This window comes from Undibacterium sp. WLX3042 (assembly GCF_049544825.1).
Classification (GTDB): Bacteria; Pseudomonadota; Gammaproteobacteria; order Burkholderiales; family Burkholderiaceae_D; genus Undibacterium.
The window spans coordinates 1-19891 of sequence record NZ_CP186698.1; the positions used below are offsets into that span (position 1 = coordinate 1).

Here is a 19891-nt window from a genome sequence, read left to right on the forward strand (position 1 = left end):
TGCGTCCGAATGCGGTGGTGCCGTACAAGTCGGTAGCGGCGGTGATGGCTTCGGCACAGCGTCTTGGTGTGACCAAGATCGGTATGGTCGGCAATGAGCAGTTCTTGAAGTAAACCGTCTCAACGCTGAGTCATACAGCAGCACAATAATGAACAAAAAAAGGCAGGGAATCCCTGCCTTTTTTGCTTTCTGCCGCTGATAGCTTGCAGATAGACTGCAGAGCAATAAATATACTCCCCCCAGTATCTTAAAACGTCTTTATTTCATAATGACATGAAGAGTGATTTCTCAAAAACAGGGGGAGTATATGAAATTCAGGTGACTGCAAAAGTCTTTGCAGATCTCAATGTATTTCTTTGTCCGTAGTATCGGGAAGCTCTCTCGCAGCATCAGCTACACCACCTGCCAGCGGATGAATGCCGGCAGATTCAGGCTGTCTGAGTTCTTTCCGGCGCACCATTTTGAGTGCCAGTGCAATCAATAAAAACAACAGGCAGAGCAAAGCAATCGCTGGTGCCACCCATTTCACACCCAGCAATATCCATTGCTGATGCTCTTCTGATTGCGCAAAAAACCAGACATCCACGAAAGGCAGCGCATAACTGACCAGAAACGAAGGAGCCAGCACCAGCATGCCCGTCATCAGCGCAGCAATCAGTAACGCTGCCAGTTTCGTTAACAATGTCGTTAACAGGTTCATCTCATTTCCTTCTCTACACTCCGTCGCATCATCAGCACGTAATCACACAGAGATATCGGCACCACGCTGCGACACCGGCATATTGCCTGCCTCATCAGCGACTCCCGCTGCCCGGCTCACGGTACGGATCGCCACGTATTGCTTGCGGAATTCCAGCCCGCGCTGCGGCCATTTTTCTACATAAGCCGTCAAGGCTGGCAATGCTGACGGAAAATCCTCGCCGTTGACGCGGCAATCCGCAGCCGCCACACCGAGCTGATCACGCGATGCGAACAAGCGCACACCAAGAAACTGATCGGTCTGCAAGACATCGTGAAATGCGTCCATGCTCTCGGTGAACAAACAACAAGGGCAAAACGGATGCGCTTCTTTTTTCTTCGGTGGCGGGTTCGTCGCCAGATGCGCAACCGGTCCTAAAATCACCTGACGAAACCGCGACAGCCCGGCAAGTTCACCCCCTTCTGTCGTTTCTGCACCATTAGCCACTTTCATTTCTATCACGGTGCAATCTCGTGGCACATCACGCGTCGCATCGAGCAAAACCACCAGATCCATTTTGACCCATTGCGCAAAGCCCTCCGCGATGGCGGCAGCCTCGTCAGGACCAAGCGCGTGCTGATATTCAGAGATTCCTTGTGAAAAATACTGTGGATGCCACGCGTGTATGCGTGTGCAGGTACGAACCCGCCCTTCACCAATCACATTCGTGGTCACCGGTTGTACGGCCAGCACCAGCCCTTCCGGCAGTTGTATGCACGATGCTAAACGTTCAAATGCTATTCCGGCATCGCTGAGTGCAGCAGCCAGCACTTCCATCAACAGCGGGTCGCTCTGCATCTGCGGCGTCTGCACTGACGACGTGACAGAGGCCACCGCAGGCGAGCCAGAGCTGAACTTATTTTTGAGGGTTTTGAGAGATTGAAGCAGCGACATAAAGTAGGATCAGAAGGCAGATGAAGCGCGATTGCAGGTCACACTAAACCAGCATTGTACTTTTTTACGTCACCGCTGAGCAGCAGTGCAATAAATTCTTACACTGCATCACACCAGAACCGGCTGAACCTGGCTGCCTCGCTGCCGTGAAACCAGCGCGGCAGCTCGTCAGATCAGCTATCCAGATGTGAAATCAGCAGATGACTCAGACGTGCCGCTTCTTTCTCACGGGAGTCTGCGCTGTGCGGTGCATCCACTGATAAGCCGACGGCCAGAATATCGATCAGCAACAATTGCAAGATGCGTGAAATCATAGACAGAAAAGCGACGTTGTCTTCGGTGTGATTCACCGCCAGGCAGACGCTGGCTTTTTTTGCTAATGGCGACTGATGCGGTGCAATCGCAATCACATCGGCGCCGGCATTTCTTGCAACGTCCACCGCATTCAGCAGTTCCGGCAATTTACCGGAATTGGACACCACAATCACGACATCACCGGGATTGAGTAATTCAGCCGCCATCATAAACAAATGCGCATCGCCGTAATTCGCAGTCGGAATACGGAAGCGGAAAAACTTGTGCTGCCCGTCAAGCGCGACCGCGCGGGAATTACCCATCGCATAAAATTCGACCTTCTTTGCCTTGCGCAATAAAGCGATCGCCTGATCTATCGCGTGTACTTCCAACTGATCGCGGAAATTCAAAATCGCCGACACGGTGTTATCGATCACTTTGGCACTCAGATCGTGGGTACTGTCATTGCGCCTGACCTGGCTGTGACGTACCGGAATGGTTCCGGTCAGACTGCTGGCAAATTTCAGCTTAAAATCGGCGAGGCCGGTGAAGCCCAGCGAGCGGCAAAAGCGAATCACCGTCGGCTGACTGACATCGGCCAGACGCGATATTTCGGCAATGGCTTCATTCAATACGGTACGCGGATTTTCCAGTATCAGCGCCGCAACGCGACGCTCTGCCGGGCTCAGCTGCAGTTGTATCTGTTGTATGCGGTCCAGCAAAGAACTGTCACCGCTGCGCCCGCGCAGATGCTCAGACAAGATCGCTGAAACGCCGTAAAAAGCCGGATTCGGTGTGGTAATCACATACGTTGGTATTTGCGCCAGATAGCTGCTGAAGCGTCCTTTCGCCTCGAAACGACTACGGAATGGCGAAGTGGCGAACTTTTCTCCCATCAGCGGCACGATGCCGCCGCCGATATAAATACCTCCAAAAGCACCCAGCGTCACCGCCAGATTCGCAGCGAAACTTCCCAGCATCGCGCAAAAACACTCGAGAGTCTCAAGGCTGAGTGGCTCGGCTTCATGTAAGGCTGCATGCATGATTTCCTGCGCCGATAAGGCGCGCACCTGCTGCTGATGCCGCGCTGCCAGAGCACGATAGATCAGCTCTAAGCCGGGGCCGGAAATCAGACGTTCAGTTGAGACGTGCGGCCATTCTTTCCAGGCAAATTGCAAAATCGCATATTCACGTTCATCGCAAGGCGCGAAGTTGACATGCCCACCTTCGGAGCCGAGAGTAACGAAACCGTCAGAGGTCGGTATCAGTCCGGAAACTCCCAGACCAGTGCCCGGGCCAAGTACACCGATCACGGATTTTTCGACAGCAGTACCACCGCCGACCTGCATCACATCGCTTGCCTGCAAGCCGGGCAAAGACATCGCCAGCGCCGTAAAGTCGTTCACGATCAGCAAGGTATATAAACCGAATTCGCGCCGCACCGCTTCAATAGAAAAAGCCCAGTCACGGTTCGTCATGCGGACATCATCGCCGTCAATCGGATTGGCAATCGCAAACGCTGCATGTTGAATACGGCTTCCCTGATGATCATGCAGGTAAGCACGGATCAAGGGCACGATGCCGCTGTAATCATCACATTTCAATACTCGCACTGCAGAAAAAATTCCGGGTGCCGTTTCCAGAGTAAAGCGGGCATGGGTCGCGCCGATGTCCGCCAGTAAACGTGGGCCACCGGAAAACCCGGCGCTATGATGTTCTGCGTGTTCTGCGTATGCAGGTCCTGCCAACGTGTGTTCTGCCATGTTTTTTATTGAATTCATTTCCGGAATTTGATCACACCAAGATACTGTCTTCGCCATGCTTTATGGGGCGACAAAACGATATGCAATTTACCACAGCCTATATCACTTGCTGCATATTGTGACCTCATCCGCCGCTCATTTGAAGCACTAATTTCACTGCCTTACCAGCCTTCCACGGCATATCGAGCCGCACTTCACTGCTAGCCTGATCCCAGCTGAACGCGACCGGCCGATTTTGCAGCAGTATGTTTTTCGGTGCCGCAGCGATATTGTGGATGACGATCTGCACGTGCCTGTCGATGGCGGCGCTTTTTTTACCATACACGGCGTTCATCGTCAGAACCAGTTCACCTTGAACATCTTGCCTGAGTTGACGGTAAGCACTGCGAAATTTGATCTGCGTGTATGCGCCTTGTTCAAATGCGTTCGCCGTCATTCCGTCATCGTCGTACAACTGCCCCTGAGAAGCAGGAACGGCGGGGTCGTGATAGTAATGTAAATCAAAGGCCCGGGTTGAATATTCCCGGGTATTTTGCATAGGCTTTGCCATCGGAATGAAAGCACCGCCACGAACAAAAACCGGGATATGTTCACGAACAATATCGATGCTCTGGCGGTTGCCTGCTGCATAAGCCTGTCCCGTATAAAAATCAAACCAGTTACTGCTGGCCGGAAAATAAATATCGGCTTTTCTCTGACCTGCGTTCAGCACCGGATGCACCAGTAAATCATGTCCCCACAGATAACTGTCGGACGCCGCGCTAAACGCCGGATTCATTGGTTCGGCAAAAAACAGCGGACGCATCAGTGGCCAGCCATGCTGATTATTCTCAAATGCCAGCGTATAGTTGTACGGCAGCAGGCGGTAGCGTAACTCGATAGCCGCTTTGGCAAGCGCCCGCGTCGCAGGCTCACGCAACACCGGTTCTGAGGCAACTTCCTCCTGTGCATGCGGACGGAATACCGGTTGAAATACACCATATTGCAACCAGCGTGTATATAGCTCGTCATCCAGATTGGCACCGGCAAAACCGCCAAGATCAGAATGCATGTATGCCATACCCTGCATACCCATTTGCAGCGCAATTTCGGGTTGCGAACGCAAACCACCCCAGGTCCGGTTCACGTCGCCCGACCACGGAATCATGCCGAAACGCTGCGAGCCGGAATAACCCGCGCGCATCAGAATGAAAGGCCGTTCTTGCGGATAGTCTTTGCGGTAGCCTTCCGCAATCAGTTTCGCCCATTGATGCCCGTAAATATTGTGGACCTGATCTGCCGAGCCGGTTTGATGCTGCAGACCGGAAGGATGCACTTCAGGTTCGCCCAGATCACCCCACCATCCGGCGACACCTTCGGCTTTCAGGTTTTTATAGATATTCCAGAACCAATGCTGCGCGTGCTTATCGAACAGATCAATCAGGCCGGTGTGACCAAAATAAAAGTCATAGGTATAAGGCTGGCCATTCTTATCTTTCGCCAGAATATTTTCTGCAACGGCTTCTTTCCATCTGGCCGAACTGGTCAGGATAAACGGTTCCGTAATCAGTATGGTTTTGACGCCTTGTTGCGCAAAGTCGGCAATCATTTTTTTGGGTTGCGGGAAATTATCGCGATCAAACGCAAGATTGCCCATGGTTCCTTTGATCTCTTTACCGAACCAGTACAGGTCAAAAATAATCGCATCGACAGGAATTTTTTCTTCCTGATATTTTGTCAGCACTGAACGTGCCTCGGATTCTGAATGATAACCAAAGCGGCTGGCGAAATTACCAAAAGCCCAGCGCGGTGGTAACGGCTGCCGGCCCGTCAGCTGCGTGTACGCAGAAACGATGTCTTGCCAGCTATCGCCCGCAATCACCTGATAAGTCTGACGTCCGCTCAGGCTCTCATAGGCAAGCAGATTATTTTTTTTACTATCGAGATCAAGAAATCCTGTCGTCGGATTATCAAAATGTATGCCGTACATTTTGGAAGAAAAAACCAGGGGCATAGCAAAATTCATTTGCTCTGAATGTTCTTCGTAACCGTAATGTGCCTTGTTATACAAAGGTAAGCGATAGCCGCGCCGGTTCATGCCAAGGGCGCGGGCACCTGCGCCATATAAAGCCTCGTCCCGATCCAGGCAGAAGTCCAGACTTCGCCCCTGTGCCAATTGCTGATAACCCTGATGTTCTGCAATCAGGGCTTTATTTTTGTAGGTATAACTGATCTGGAATGGCGCACGATTGATATGAACTGCCATGTTGCCGGCGATATAGCTGAGATGCTGGGCATCAGTACGAAGCTGTGCCTTGATTTTTTCCGGCTTCAACACCACCGCATGCGAAGTTTGCTGAAATTGTTCACCCGCTGGGATAAAACTCGTCTCGATAATATTTTTTGTGTACGGCTTAAATAGATAGCGGCCATCATTCGTTACCACTTCGAGATAGGCAGGCTGGACAGAAACACGCTGTATGCTGCGGTTGAAATTTTGGGCGGCAAGATCAGTCACACAAAACTGCATCAACAGCGCCAGCGTTGCCATGCATGAGATGCGTTTGAAATGGGTTTTCTGTTTCATGGTGCATCCTGTGCAATCAGAGCAATCGGAAACTGGCTCGCAAAAGTCACGCGGCCGTTAATGACGATTGCAGTCTTTCCTGAATAATGGTCACGTAATCGCTGACCATCGGAAAATATGCCGGCAACTGAAATCGGATTATCCTGATGTGCAGGTAAATCTAAGGCCACCACTACCTTATCGTGCCGCCCGTGGTCGTCGTACGTGCGCTTGAATGTATAAGGACGATCATTGATTTTCTGATGTATTCCTGCACCGATGGCAGGATGCAGCCTTCTGAATGACGCGAGTTTTTGCCAGTGTGCGAGTACATCGGCAATCCGGTAATCCTGTTGCATCGCATTGGCTTTCAGCGCGTCCCAGTTCATGAAGGAACGCAGTCTGGCATCGCCCTGCGCTTCTTTCATATCGATATCACGCGCGGTTTCGTCGCCATAATAAATCTGCGCTGCGCCCGGACTCAGCAAGAGCCGCGTCGCCGCCTCAAAAGGTTGCTGCCGTTGCAGATCGAAAGGTGTACTGTCATCGTGAGAGCTGATGTAATTGAGAACCGAGTAACCTCGCAGATCGCCGTGCAGTCGCGCTGAATACGTGCTGAAGAGCTGCTCACGGTCTTTCTTCGCATCAGACTTGAAGCCAAAATTAATCAGATTATCAAAACCGTTTTGGTAAAAATTAATCTGGCTGCCACCATCCATCGTGAACTTCTGGCCTTCAGTGATCGAATAACCATAAACTTCTGCGGTCATAAAAAAAGGCGTGTCTCCAACCTTCTTCAGCGGATTCGCGGTTTTCCACTCCTCATAAGCACTGCTGGCGAGTTGCTTCAGTTCTTTCCAGACTCCCGGCTCAACGTGCTTGACGGTATCGGCGCGAAAGCCGTCAACACCGTATTTCCGTATCCAGTCGGTATGCCATTTCATCAGATAATACTTTGGCGCACGCGGATAGCCGGTACGTTGAAAAAATTGATCAAGCTCGCCGATTTCTTTGGCATAACGGCCTTCGGCTTTCCATTTATCGATCAGAAATGGCGGTAACGGCGTCGACTCATTACTGTCGGTACGGATATCCGGCAAACCTTGCACCAGCGTGCAACTGACGGTACTGGCCACATCCTTGTAAGTACAGACTGGTGTATGGCGCACCCAGCTGTCTGGCCAGGCAGTATCTTGCTCAGTCTGCGGGCCGACGTGATTCATGACGATATCCAGCAAGATGCGTATGCCATGTGCATGCGCGGTATCGACCAGTTCGCGCATATCGGCCTCAGTACCGAGATTGGCATCAACGCTGGTGAAATCGCGCGCCCAGTAACCATGAAAACCGTATGATTTGCCGCTGCCTTCATCGGTTGCACCATGTATCTGTTCAACTGGCGGTGTCAGCCAGATCGCATCCACACCGAGCCGATTAAAATAGCCTTCTTTTATTTTCGCTGTAATACCGGCCAGATCACCGCCCATATAGCCACGCAATGGTGCTGCGTCTTTTTTTCTGCCGTAAGCAAGATCGTTCGCTGGATTCGCATTATAAAAACGATCAGTCAGCAAAAAATAGATCGTCGCGTTATCCCAGGTAAACAAAGGCTGCAGAGGCGATTGATGGCTGCTTGCATGGCGTCTGCCGATACCGCTGTTTTTTTCGTTCTGAGAAGTTTGATTGCCATCACTCTGTGTGATAACCGAAGGCGATGCGGCTAAGCTGCTGAAACTCAGGAACAACAAAGGAATAAAAAACTGGAGAGATGTTTTCATGGCGAAGCTCTTACCGGTAAAGGCGGAATCGGGACAGAAAAGAAAGAAAAGTATCAGGTTGCGCCGGAGGAGATCGGAGACATCGCAACCTGATTGCAAATCAGCAGCAGCGTCGCGGTTTATCTGTGCGACGCATCTTTGACAATCAGTGTCAGCACACCGGCCAGTATCATGCAGGCACCGCCAAGAGCCAGGGTTTGTATGGTGTGCCCGTGAAAAAATGTTCTGGTCACGTATCCCAGCAACAAGCCACTGACAATTTGCGGAATCACGATAAAGAAATTAAACACGCCCATGTAATATCCCATCTTTTCGGCCGGTAATGCGGCGGCAAGTATCGAATACGGCATAGTCAGGATACTTGCCCACGCAATACCTACACCTATCATAGGCAAGAGCAGCCATTCTTTTTGCGTAATCAGGAACATACTCATCAAGCCCAGACCACCAAGTACAAGACAAATCAGATGCACCGTTTTTTTGCTGGTCAGGCGAGCGAAAACCGGCAGCAAGAATGCCGCCAGCGCCGACACAGCATTGTAGACGGCGAACATGGTGCCGACCCAGTTTCCGGCATCCTGGAAAACAGCAGAATGAGAATCTGTCGTACCAAATACCTTATCGGCCACTGCGGACGTGGTGTAGATCCACATCGCAAATAAAGCTATCCATGTGAAAAATTGGACGATCGCCAGTTGCACCATGGTCTGTGGCATCTGGCGGAAGCCGGCAAAGATCTCCAGCATGGCGTGAACGATACCGGCTCTCTGATGACGTTCCGCCTCAAATGCCTGTAAATCAGCGGGTGGTAATTCATGACTGAGAAAGACCGTCCACATCACCGCCAGAAAATAGATAGCTCCACCGGCATAAAATGAATAACGAACCGTATCCGGAATCGCACCATGCGGCGATACATTACTGAAACCGAATACATCTGAAAACAGCGTCGGCAATAAAGAGGCAATGACCGCGCCACAACCGATGAAAAAAGTCTGCATGGCAAAGCCAGCGGTCTGCTGTTCAGGATTCAGCTTGTCGCCAACAAACGCGCGGAAAGGCTCCATCGACACATTGATTGCGGCATCCATCAGCCACAGTACCAGGACCGCCATCCATAACGCAGACGAATTCGGCATCAGGAACAAGGCCAGCGAAGCGAGAATTGCGCCGATAAAAAAGAATGGGCGGCGCCGTCCCCACTGCGGATGCCAGGTGTTATCGCTGAGATAGCCGATTACTGGCTGTACCAGCAGGCCGGTGACCGGCGCTGCCAGCCAGAATAAAGGCAGATCATCCGGACTTGCACCCAGAGTGGAAAATATACGGCTGGTATTGGCGTTCTGTAATGCAAACCCGAACTGTATCCCGAAAAATCCGAAACTCATATTCCACAGCTGCCAAAAAGACAGATGTGGTTTATTGGTCAAACTAGGCATCTTGGTGTCCCCGTATTATGTGTCAGGCCGGTTGAGCTCTGGTGCCACCAGCTCAGCGCCTTCACATTTTATGCTTGGTTGTTTCAGATGATCAAAGCAGGCTTCTTCATCTGAAAAAACCCTTCTCCGGTGTAGGCCAGAGAAGGGTCTGATTCACTACTGTGCTGATCCAGGATCAATCACATTTTGTAATTGATACCGACAAACATCTGGCGACCATACTTCTGGTAGCCGCGTGGACGATCAGGAGAGCCTGAATAGGTCTGGAACGCAGTATCGGTCAGGTTATTCACCTGGAACAGCAAGGAAGCACCTTTCGCGAATCCGCTCGAAATATCGTAGCCGAGTTGCAGATCGACGACATTATCCGCTTTCACAAATGTCAGCTCGTTCTGTCCTCCAGGACCACCGATTTCACCAACGAAATCGCTGCGGCGACGCTGACTGATACGTGCTGAGTAGCCGTTCTTTTCATAGTAAGCCGTGACATTGGCAACGCTCTTGGAGAGACCAGGTAAAGGAATGTTCTGGCTACCGAAGCGGCTGTCTTTGATGGAAATAGCACTGTTCGTCAACGAAAGATTCGCTGTCAGACCGAAGCCATCCAATACCGGCGTCAGCAAATCCAGCGGCAGAGATGCGGCCAGCTCCAGACCTTCGAGTTTGCCGCCCTGACCATTGACAGGCTGAGTAAATGTACCGATGTTGGTCGTCGCACCGGCGATATTCATGGCCGAGAAATCATAAGGCGTTGTTTGCTTGTAGATATATGATTTCAGGTTTTTATGGAATATCGCTGCAGAAATATACGCTTTCTTACCGAAATATTTTTCGTAAGAGAGATCGATATAATCCGCTTTCCAAGGATCAAGCTGCGCATTACCGCCGTTACCGCTTGGTGTTCCTGTTTTACCGTTAGACAAGCCAACTTCACGCGCTGCATTTAATTCATCCAATTTAGCGCGGGCAATCGATTTACCGATACCAAAGCGGAGCACCTGATCGCCAGGTAAATTAGCTGCGAGATTCAGACTCGGTAATACATCGGTATAAGTTTTTCCGTCGGTAATCGGTACGAGAGCCGCGATAGGCCAGGACAACAGCGCGTTCGATGTTGACGACTGGTCAGTACGCACGATCTGCGCACCGATATTACCGGTCAGCGGAATATTCGACACCATCGTTTCCAGATTCAGTTTTGCATAACCGGTCGTGACTTTTTCGGTCAGAGACCAGTTTTTCGTCGCGCCCCATGGATTCAGAACAACGGCTTTGTAAGGACCAAAATTAGACGCCAGAACACCGGGAATATCCCAGCTCAGCGTGCTTGGCAAACCAATGAAGCTGAGATCCTGAGGATTGTACAAAACACTGGAAGAAAACGTGCCTGCGCCGATTTTATCGAAACCGGTTTCCAGATGTTCTTTCGTCTTTTCACGTTTGGAGTAATTGATACCAGCTTCTGCACTGGAGATAAATCCATCGGTAAAATCACGTTTCAGACTGAAGCGTATCGAATTGAGCTTATCACTCAGCGACGGAACGTTCACATAACCGTCACCAAATTTACCGCCTATGCTGATCGCGGAAGGATCGGAGAGACTGTCGGCAAAAGTAATGCTGGGAATGTCACGACCGTTCAGATAATTGTAGGAGATATTACCTGCGCTACGGCCAGAGTTGATCTCAATGAGTTTTTCATGAATGTTCGCCGATGAATGACTAAAATCCGCGACAGCAGTCCATTGATCAACAGTGAATTTATTATTCCAGCCAAATGCTTTGATGTCGCTCTCTTTGGTGAACCAGTTATTCCGGATCACAGGGCTGGCATTGATCGTACCACCTACAGCAAGCCCGTTAACAATATTCAGATTCGAGAAATTCGCGCCGGACCAGCTTTCCAACGGGACTTCAACACCGCGGCGAATTTCGTTTTGCGATAACTTGGAGTAATACGTGTCCAACGTGGATGTGAAATTTTTTGATGGCCGCCATTCGAGTACGCCGATCACGCCATCGCGCTTGGAATTACCAGTGATCGCCAGGCCTTTGATACCCTGTGGTGCTTTAACGCCAGCCGGAACGCCGTTATTACCCTCGACCCAGTTCCAGGTTTCAAAGAAATTGTTGACGTTCGGTTTATCGCTGTGCGCGATACCAACCGCCAGACCGATGGTGCGATTCGCAAACTGATCAATATAAGATGCACTGAAACGGTTACCTGTACTTGGTGCGCCAGGACTTTCGCTGCCGAGAGAATTTTTCTCGCCGCGCGCATTGAGGGAAATAGTGCGTCCGCCGAATGCCAGCGGCTTAACAGTCTGCAAATCGACCGTGCCAGACAGACCTTGTCCAACCAGAGATGAGTCCGCCGTTTTGTATACAGTCACGCCGTTGATCAGTTCCGAAGGATACTGGTCATATTCAACCACACGACTGGCACTGGTACTGGCCTGTTCACGACCATTCAGTGTGACGGTGGACAAGTCGCCGGAAGTACCGCGAATACTGATTTGTTGTGCCTGACCATTGACCCTTTGTGCAGACAGACCAGGTAAGCGCGCAATTGATTCGGCAATACTGGTATCAGGCAATTTACCGATATCTTCAGCAGAAATCGCTTCGACAATGGAATTGGAATTTTTTTTCACACTGATCGCATCTTCGATACCCTTACGGATACCTGTGACAACAACAGTATTTTCTGCAACCTGCTGCGCATGTGCAATACCGGTCAGACTCAGAACCAGTACTGCACAACCTGCCGCAACAGGACTCAACTTAAAACCCGGGCGCGCAAATTCCTGCCCCTGCTCGCGCTTCTGCATAGCGTGCTTCATGTAATGTCCCCTCGCTCTTATATTTGATCATCACCTCAAGAGTGATACTTTTCTTCAAAGTGCACTCAGAACCCTCAGTTCCGAAAACAATTTTGTACTAAAACTAGATTATCTGTCAAACGGAGACTACAAAAAACTACTTAACTAATCAAAACACCCAGAAATACTAGGGAGAACGGGGTATAACCTCGTTGCATTTCGTCCACAAACAGTAAGCTGGAAATGTAGTTCAACTACTTTCAGGGTTTTATCCGGTCATCTGGCAAAGTCATTACTCCGATTCATGCGCGCATCACTCAATCTGTCCTGCTTCCACCGGGGCATCCTGGATATCCAGATCCGGGCGCAAAAGCCGGAAAACGAGCGCCGCTATGATATATTCGCAGTCGAAAATATCTGCGTCAGACTGGGATCGCTGATCGGTACTGACCTGCGGGTATCGGACATGATTGCAGTAAATATCGCCGCGGGCAGTTCAGCCTCAGCGGCAATCCCAAAAAGAAAGTCACAATGAATCACAAATTAAGTATTGATGAATACGATGCGCTGGAACAAATCAGCAAACTGCCTAAACACGTGAAACCCAATGCCTGCATAGGCAGAAATACGAAACGTCTGACCGGTATCAAACTGGTCGCGTACCGTAAGGACGGCAGCCTGGAACTGACTGAAAACGGCCGTCAGGTTCTGTTCATCAAACAATGCATCGATGGTCTGCGTTCGATTGCGAACGATAACGGGACCAAGTTGTCTGCGCCTGTCGCCATATTTCTTGAGAAAAAAGGGCACATACAAATCAATCCAGACTCCGGACAGCATGAAATCAGTCAGCGCGGTATGGAATGTCTGGCCGATATCGAAGCCAACAACCAGAAAGCCTGAACTACCGCGAACTGCGATATCGCGCTGATACCTCTGCGCCACATCAGATTACTGAAATAAAAATGCCGCCTGTCTTAACGACAGAGCGGCATTTTTATTTGAACACCACCGATATTCCCGACAAGCTTTCAGAACTCGCCCTGACGGGAACCCGCAGACCTGCGGGACAAATAAGCTGCAAGTAACAGACTGCACAGTACGAGCAACATCACGGACGTATTACCCCAAAGTGCGTAGGGTGTCATGCCTTGCCGCCCCTGCACTTTGGCTTGCAGAATTCCCTGCTGCAGATACGGAAGCTGATTAACAAGCTGGCCACCAACGTCAATCACGGCAGTCGCACCGGTATTTGTCGCTCTCAGCATCGGACGTCCCGTTTCCAGAACGCGCATCACTGAGAACTGTAGATGCTGAGGTATCGCGATAGAATCGCCATACCAGGCCATATTCGAGACGTTCAGCAACAGGCTGGCAACCTCTTTACCTGCGCGGTTCTGTGATGCCAGTTGCGCAGCGATCTCATCCCCGAACAAATCCTCATAACAGATATTCGGCAATACAAACTGATCGCGCACTTGCATCGGTACCTGAATCGCATCCCCCTTGGTAAAGTCGCCCAGGGGAATATGCATAAGATCGACAAACCAGCGGAAACCAAACGGAATAAATTCACCGAAAGGCACCAGATGATGTTTGTCGTAGCGATAGGCTTGTTGCTCATGCCGGGGGGAAAAACCTAAAACACTGTTTGCATAACGACTACCACCATCGTGAACCGCCAATCCTATCAGAACCGCACTCTGATTTTTTTGCGCAAAGGTATTGATGGCGGGCAGATAATCCGGCGGCAACTGCGATGACAACATCGGCAATGCCGTTTCCGGCGTGACGACCAGATCCGCTTTCGATTGCAGTATCAGATCATGGTAGAGGCGCAGAGAATCATACAGATGTGCCTGATCGAACTTTTTATCCTGCTCGACATTTCCCTGTATCAGACTGATGGTCAGAGCTTGTCCCTGCGGCTGGGTCCACGTGATCTTGTGCAGATAATGACCTCCGCCAAACAATAACACCACCGCAGCCAGAACCGGCAGACGCAGGCGCTTACTGTCTGAGCAGATCATCAGCCCCAATGCACCTGCGCAGAATGCAACGAGCCAGCCCAGACCGAGTACGCCGATAACGGGCGCATACCCTGCCAGAGGACTGGATGTGTGTGCGTAACCGGTGATCGCCCACGGAAAACCAGTGAACAAACAACCGCGCAGCCATTCGTTCAGCAGCCATAAAGGTGGGAATATCAGTAAGGCACAGACTTCTGCCGGAACCCGCCAGCGCTGCCGTATCCAGGCGAGAGCCGCGGCACACAGTCCGGCAAACAAGGCGAGATAGAATGCCAGCAAGGCCAGAGCAATGACGGCAAGAAAAACAGGCATGCCGCCATAACGCGTCATTGCTACCAGCAGCCAACTGGTCGCTGTGAAGAGACTGAAAAAACTAAACACCCATCCCAGTGCCGCAGACTGGAGGACAGAAAACGCCTGTTGCCGCGGCCCTAGCAACAGCGCGACGAACACGGCCATGCTGAGCAATTGCAGCGGCCATAAACCGAAAGGGGCAAAGGCAGATACGGTTACCACTCCGGCCACCGCCATGACGAGCAGCGCCGGACCGAAAGACAAAGCCGAAAGCAAAACAGCAGGTGACAATCGTTTCAGCAAACCAGCCTCATTCTTTCAACGCATTTGCCGGTCGCTGCTCAACTTGTACAATCTGTACCTCAACCGCATCAGCACGTAAGACCTCAAAATGCAGTCCGCCGATTTCAAACTCGTCACCTTTGTGCGGCACCTGCCCAAGATGACGTATAAGGAAGTCACTGATGCTTTCCAGTTCATTCCCCGGCATATGTACGCCAAGAACGCTGTTGAACTGTTCCAGCTCAGTCAGACCTTTAATACGCCAGCGTTTGCCATTGCCTTTATTTTCCAGCGCCAGAATATTGTCTTCTTCTTCATCGAAGTCGTATTCATCGTCAATGTCACCAACGATCTGTTCCAGCACATCTTCAATCGTAATCACACCTGCGATGCCACCGTACTCGTCGACCACCATGGCCATATGGTTATGGTTGGCACGAAAATCCCGTAACAAGACATTCAGCCTCTTCGACTCGGGTATGTAAATTACAGGGCGCAGCATATCCCGGATATCGAACACTTCTTCGGCGTAATACCGCAATAAATCTTTCGCCAGCAGAATCCCGACCACTTTATCAGGATCACCGTCAATAGCGGGGAAACGTGAATGTGCGGTACGCAGCACCTCCGGCATCCACTCTTCCAGAGGCCGGGAAATATCGACAACGTCCATTTGGGCGCGCGGTACCATGATGTCACGGGCGGAAAGATCAGAGACCTGAAATACGCCTTCTATCATGGCCAGCGCATCGGCATCGATGAGATTGCGCTCTTGTGCATCGGTCAGAACTTCTAACAGTTCAGCGCGATTTTCAGGTTCTGGGGATATGAATGCGGTCAATCGTTCAAACAATGACCTGTGGGGTTTAAGGTCAGGTGATCTGACCTTACTAGAGTGCTCTTGCATAGGAGGCATGACGCCGTTGTTTCAATCCTACAGAATACAACAAATATGCGTGATTCCCAAATTTTGTTAAGACGCTCACATTTTTATTTCACAAAAAGATGGCGGCGGCCGGCATTACCCGCAAAACGACACTTGCTTGATTTCTTGTCATGCGTCAGCCGCCAGACAATATTCAGCTCAGGTCATCCAGATTCTCGGATTCATGAAATTTTGCATAATGTAAATGCGGCGTATCGCCTTGAAACTTCAAAATATCGACGTAGCGATGATTCCAGCGTATCGATGAGCACGGATAATAATGACGTGCCCGCTGACTCTGATTTGTCATTTCATCCAGCCCCTCAATACTCAGCACCAATGCTGCGTTGAGTTCATTCAACTGTTCTTTGGTATAACCGTATAAAGGACTCGATTCGTCGATCACATGTATCACCGTCCACCCCAGACTGAATATAGGATGATGGTCACGTTCAAGTTTCAGATCAAGAATTTTACGGAAACTGCCCGCCTCGGGCGAGGTGTGATTTTTGACCAGACGCAGTTTGGCCGATGCTTCACTGATGATATTCATACGGGCATTTGCCAGCCGTATCATCAGCAAACGCCGCCCGTCAACCATGTGACAAACGGGATGATCGGCGAAAATAATATTCGAACGCGGGCGTGAAAAGCGTGCAAACATCACACCCGTCGTCAACGCGACACTGGCCATACCGATGAATATTTCCACCGTCGAAATCACGTGCGCGTACACCGTTTGCGGATGCATATTGCCGTAGCCGACCGTTGCCAGCGTCTCTACGCTGAAGAAAAAATATCCGAGAAAATTATCCGGCGTCAGATTTGCAACCGGATGATCACCGAGTGCATACAAACCGGCAAACACCATATTGAAAATCAGATAGACCACCGCTGCGGCAAAAAAGAACATGCCCCAGCTTGATGTCATCGCATAAAAATAAATATCCTGCAGATAATGTCTGTCGAGGCCAAATGCAACTACATCGCGCCCCCCCATATTGATACGGCGACCACGATGCTGGTGAGTGCGTGGTATTTTCATACGAAAGCTCAGTCCAGATAGGGATTGGCCAGACCCAGACCCGCAAGGATCTCGATCTCAAGTGCTTCCATCTCTTCCGCTTCTTCATCCGTTTCGTGATCATACCCTTGTGCATGCAAGACACCATGAACGATCAGGTGCTGAGCATGTTCGACAACGGATTTTTTCTGTTCGCTGGCTTCGCGCTGTAAAACATCGGTACAAAGAATGATATCGGCCTGAGTGACTTCCGCGTCTTCATCTTCGGTATACGCAAATGTCAGCACGTTGGTTGCATAATCTTTACCGCGATAATCGCGATTCAATACCTGCCCTTCCTCAGCATCGACAAATCTTAAGGTCAGTTCAGCCGGAAAATATAAGGCTGCCTGTACCGTTTTACGCAACAAAGGGCGCGGCAACATTTCTTGCAAGCGCGGGTCTGCATATTGAACCGACAAGTTCAGTTTATGTTTAGAGTTATTTTTTTCTGCCATGATGATTGGAGCTGAATTGAGTCGTATTTTTTAATAAATCCAGTGCCGCGTTCTGGGCAGTGGTTCCGGCGCTCGCCGTTTCATAGGCATCAACAATGCGTCCGACCAGAGGATGGCGGACCACATCGGCGCTGGTGAACTGTGTGAAGGCGATCCCGCGCACATCTTTCAGCACGTGGCAGGCGTCGATCAGGCCACTTTTCTGACCACGCTGCAAATCGACCTGCGTCGCGTCACCGGTCACAACTGCCTTGCTGCCGAAGCCTATACGTGTCAGAAACATTTTCATTTGTTCCGGCGTGGTGTTCTGTGCCTCGTCGAGAATGATGAAGGCGTGATTCAAAGTGCGTCCACGCATATAAGCCAGCGGCGCAATTTCTATCACCTGCTTCTCAAACATTTTCTGCGTACGGTCAAACCCTAATAAATCGTATAAGGCGTCATACAAAGGACGCAGATACGGATCAACCTTTTGCGCCAGATCACCCGGTAAAAATCCCAGACGCTCACCAGCCTCAACCGCAGGGCGTGTCAGGATAATCCGTTTGACAGCATCCCGTTCCAGCGCATCAACGGCACAAGCAACTGCGAGATAGGTCTTACCTGTACCGGCAGGGCCAATACCGAATGTAATGTCGTGTTCGACCACTGCTCGCAGATACTGGGTCTGATGCGGTGTTCTGCCGCGCAAATCACTGCGGCGGGTTTTCAGTACCGGACTTTCCAGCTCCCCCGCGCTTGCTTCTTCAGTAAAATCTTCGACTGCCGCAAGCGGTGGCATTTTCTGATTCTGATGCGCAGTCTGCTCGACTAAAGCCAATTGCACTTCATCCACCGACACCGGCTTTTTTGCCAGCAAATAAAACTGCTCCAGTAATTCCAGCGCCCGTTCAGCGTTGTGTCCGCTGATAATGAATTTTTCGCCGCGACGAAAAATTGTCACATCCAGCGCGGCCGAAATCTGACGCAAATTTTCATCCAGTGGACCACATAAATGAGCGAGGCGCGTGTTATCCAGCGGTTGCGGAATAAAATGAGAAACGGGCACCGGAGTTTTGGCCATCATGCAGTCACAGTCTCGTCAAGCAATTCACCACGCAAAGAGTAATTATAGGATTCGGTAATGCGCGTATTCACCAGCGTCCCTATCAGTTCTTTGCCGCCGGCAAAATTCACCACGCGATTATTTTCAGTACGGCCTTGTAACTCATTCGGGTCTTTGACCGAAGGCCCGTCAACCAGAATGCGTTGCACCGTCCCTATCATCGCGTTGCTGTATTTCTTGGTGTTCGCATCGATCACCGCCTGCAAGGTCTGCAAGCGCCTCAATTTCAGTTCCGCTGGCGTATCATCGGCCAGATTAGCGGCAGGCGTACCCGGGCGCGGGCTGAAAATAAAACTGAAGCTGTTATCGAAACCGACATCATCAATCAGCTTCATCAGGGCATTGAAATCTTCATCTGTCTCACCGGGGAAACCGACGATAAAATCAGACGAGACTGACATTTCAGGACGCACCTGCTTCAGGCGACGCAGTACAGATTTGTATTCGATTGCGGTATAACCACGTTTCATTGCCGACAAAATACGGTCTGATCCGTGTTGCGCAGGGAGGTATAAGTGATTCACCAGCTTCGGTACTTTTGCATAGCAATCGATGAGTCTTTGTGTAAATTCTTTCGGATGGCTGGTCACGAAACGAATCCGTTCTATCTGCGGAAATTCCGCTATATATTCAATCAGCAAAGCAAAGTCAGCAATCTCGCCGTCTTCCATCACGCCACGGTAGGCATTCACGTTCTGCCCCAGCAGGGTAATTTCTTTGACGCCCTGTTCAGCCAGACCAGCAACTTCCGCCAGCACATCTTCAAAGCGGCGCGATACTTCTTCACCGCGGGTATAAGGAACCACGCAGTAACTGCAATATTTGCTGCAGCCTTCCATAATAGAAACGTAGGCCGTGGCGCCTTCCACCTTCGCCGGTGGCATGTGATCAAATTTTTCAATTTCCGGAAAACTGATATCGACCTGCGAGCGGCCGGACACGCGGCGTGCATCAATAAGTTGCGGCAGCCGGTGCAGAGTTTGCGGACCGAATACCACATCCACATAAGGTGCCCGCTTGATGATCGCATCGCCTTCCTGCGAGGCGACACAACCGCCAACACCGATCAGCAGCTCAGGTCTTTTACGCTTGAGTTCACGCAGACGCCCCAGATCCGAAAACACTTTCTCAGACGCTTTTTCCCGCACGCTGCAGGTATTAAGCAGAATCACGTCAGCGTCGTCAGGGGTATCGGTTTTCACCATACCATCGGCGGCATTCAACACGTCGGCCATTTTGTCTGAGTCATACTCATTCATCTGGCAGCCAAAGGTTTTAATAAATACTTTTTTTTGCATCATTCTTTTCTGTAAAACAGCCCGCATTCTGAAAGCAGGCATCGCAGCGGGTAATTGCCGGACTCAGGACGTATGCGTAAAGGCACAACATTCGCAGGACATTCGCTCAGCAGGAATACAACTCTCAGACTCAGATTATCCGTGCATCGGCCGACCGCAATA

Annotated in this window: 14 protein-coding genes and 1 pseudogene; 2 read left to right on the forward strand and 13 right to left on the reverse strand. The window is 50.6% G+C overall.

The window, feature by feature from the left end; genetic code table 11:
• Positions 1-113, forward strand: a pseudogene (locus tag ACPAOP_RS00005) (biopolymer transporter ExbD); the annotation flags it as partial.
• A gap of 230 nt (positions 114-343) precedes the next feature.
• On the opposite strand, the gene ACPAOP_RS00010 reads toward ACPAOP_RS00005, so the two are convergent.
• The 7 genes from ACPAOP_RS00010 to ACPAOP_RS00040 form a co-directional block, all read right to left on the reverse strand.
• The gene (locus ACPAOP_RS00010) at positions 344-700 is read right to left on the reverse strand and encodes a hypothetical protein (RefSeq protein ID WP_423708847.1); all 357 of its coding nucleotides are present in this window, start codon (positions 698-700) and stop codon (positions 344-346) included.
• A gap of 42 nt (positions 701-742) precedes the next feature.
• Complete coding sequence (locus ACPAOP_RS00015; protein WP_423708848.1) at positions 743-1633, reverse strand: DUF6348 family protein; 891 nt, start codon at positions 1631-1633, stop codon at positions 743-745.
• A gap of 173 nt (positions 1634-1806) precedes the next feature.
• Positions 1807-3690: a glucokinase gene (locus ACPAOP_RS00020; RefSeq protein ID WP_423708849.1), complete on the reverse strand. Its 1884-nt coding sequence runs from the start codon at positions 3688-3690 to the stop codon at positions 1807-1809.
• Positions 3691-3814: 124 nt separating this feature from the next.
• A complete protein-coding gene (locus tag ACPAOP_RS00025) occupies positions 3815-6256 on the reverse strand; it encodes a TIM-barrel domain-containing protein (RefSeq protein ID WP_423708850.1) in 2442 nt (813 codons plus the stop codon).
• Positions 6253-8013: an alpha-amylase family glycosyl hydrolase gene (locus tag ACPAOP_RS00030; RefSeq protein WP_423708851.1), complete on the reverse strand. Its 1761-nt coding sequence runs from the start codon at positions 8011-8013 to the stop codon at positions 6253-6255. The genes ACPAOP_RS00025 and ACPAOP_RS00030 overlap by 4 nt, the downstream gene beginning before the upstream one ends.
• 119 nt (positions 8014-8132) lie before the next feature.
• A complete protein-coding gene (locus ACPAOP_RS00035; protein WP_423708852.1) occupies positions 8133-9401 on the reverse strand; it encodes an MFS transporter in 1269 nt (422 codons plus the stop codon).
• 230 nt (positions 9402-9631) lie between these two features.
• Positions 9632-12295: a TonB-dependent receptor gene (locus tag ACPAOP_RS00040; RefSeq protein ID WP_423708853.1), complete on the reverse strand. Its 2664-nt coding sequence runs from the start codon at positions 12293-12295 to the stop codon at positions 9632-9634.
• A 510-nt stretch (positions 12296-12805) separates the two neighbouring features.
• Here ACPAOP_RS00040 and ACPAOP_RS00045 point away from each other — a divergent pair.
• The gene (locus ACPAOP_RS00045) at positions 12806-13177 is read left to right on the forward strand and encodes a hypothetical protein (protein ID WP_423708854.1); all 372 of its coding nucleotides are present in this window, start codon (positions 12806-12808) and stop codon (positions 13175-13177) included.
• Positions 13178-13305: 128 nt separating this feature from the next.
• On the opposite strand, the gene lnt is transcribed toward ACPAOP_RS00045, so the two are convergent.
• The 6 genes from lnt to miaB all read right to left on the reverse strand — a co-directional run bounded on the left by lnt (position 13306) and on the right by miaB (position 19729).
• Complete coding sequence (lnt, locus tag ACPAOP_RS00050; RefSeq protein WP_423708855.1) at positions 13306-14901, reverse strand: apolipoprotein N-acyltransferase; 1596 nt, start codon at positions 14899-14901, stop codon at positions 13306-13308.
• Between the two features lie 7 nt (positions 14902-14908).
• Positions 14909-15787, reverse strand: coding sequence for an HlyC/CorC family transporter (locus ACPAOP_RS00055; protein ID WP_423680977.1), 879 nt, complete (start codon positions 15785-15787; stop codon positions 14909-14911).
• 172 nt (positions 15788-15959) lie between these two features.
• Positions 15960-16850, reverse strand: coding sequence for an ion channel (locus ACPAOP_RS00060; RefSeq protein ID WP_423708856.1), 891 nt, complete (start codon positions 16848-16850; stop codon positions 15960-15962).
• Positions 16851-16858: 8 nt separating this feature from the next.
• A complete protein-coding gene (gene ybeY, locus ACPAOP_RS00065) occupies positions 16859-17326 on the reverse strand; it encodes an rRNA maturation RNase YbeY (RefSeq protein WP_423708857.1) in 468 nt (155 codons plus the stop codon).
• Entirely contained in the window at positions 17310-18392 is a 1083-nt protein-coding gene (locus ACPAOP_RS00070; protein WP_423708858.1) for a PhoH family protein, read from the reverse strand. Before ACPAOP_RS00070 ends, ybeY begins: the two co-directional genes overlap by 17 nt.
• Positions 18389-19729: a tRNA (N6-isopentenyl adenosine(37)-C2)-methylthiotransferase MiaB gene (miaB, locus tag ACPAOP_RS00075; protein ID WP_423680970.1), complete on the reverse strand. Its 1341-nt coding sequence runs from the start codon at positions 19727-19729 to the stop codon at positions 18389-18391. Before miaB ends, ACPAOP_RS00070 begins: the two co-directional genes overlap by 4 nt.
• Positions 19730-19891: the final 162 nt, after the last annotated feature.

Excerpts from the sequence above, each read along its gene's own strand:
- ACPAOP_RS00060 (WP_423708856.1), bottom strand. The coding sequence starts at position 16,850 with ATGAAAATACCACGCACTCACCAGCATCGTGGTCGCCGTATCAATATG.
- ACPAOP_RS00070 (WP_423708858.1), bottom strand. The coding sequence starts at position 18,392 with ATGATGGCCAAAACTCCGGTGCCCGTTTCTCATTTTATTCCGCAACCG.
- ACPAOP_RS00020 (WP_423708849.1), bottom strand. The coding sequence starts at position 3,690 with ATGGCAGAACACACGTTGGCAGGACCTGCATACGCAGAACACGCAGAA.
- ybeY (WP_423708857.1), bottom strand. The coding sequence starts at position 17,326 with ATGGCAGAAAAAAATAACTCTAAACATAAACTGAACTTGTCGGTTCAA.
- ACPAOP_RS00055 (WP_423680977.1), bottom strand. The coding sequence starts at position 15,787 with ATGCAAGAGCACTCTAGTAAGGTCAGATCACCTGACCTTAAACCCCAC.
- ACPAOP_RS00010 (WP_423708847.1), bottom strand. The coding sequence starts at position 700 with ATGAACCTGTTAACGACATTGTTAACGAAACTGGCAGCGTTACTGATT.
- miaB (WP_423680970.1), bottom strand. The coding sequence starts at position 19,729 with ATGCAAAAAAAAGTATTTATTAAAACCTTTGGCTGCCAGATGAATGAG.
- ACPAOP_RS00035 (WP_423708852.1), bottom strand. The coding sequence starts at position 9,401 with ATGAGTTTCGGATTTTTCGGGATACAGTTCGGGTTTGCATTACAGAAC.
- ACPAOP_RS00040 (WP_423708853.1), bottom strand. The coding sequence starts at position 12,295 with ATGAAGCACGCTATGCAGAAGCGCGAGCAGGGGCAGGAATTTGCGCGC.
- ACPAOP_RS00025 (WP_423708850.1), bottom strand. The coding sequence starts at position 6,256 with ATGAAACAGAAAACCCATTTCAAACGCATCTCATGCATGGCAACGCTG.
- ACPAOP_RS00045 (WP_423708854.1), top strand. The coding sequence starts at position 12,806 with ATGAATCACAAATTAAGTATTGATGAATACGATGCGCTGGAACAAATC.
- ACPAOP_RS00015 (WP_423708848.1), bottom strand. The coding sequence starts at position 1,633 with ATGTCGCTGCTTCAATCTCTCAAAACCCTCAAAAATAAGTTCAGCTCT.
- ACPAOP_RS00030 (WP_423708851.1), bottom strand. The coding sequence starts at position 8,013 with ATGAAAACATCTCTCCAGTTTTTTATTCCTTTGTTGTTCCTGAGTTTC.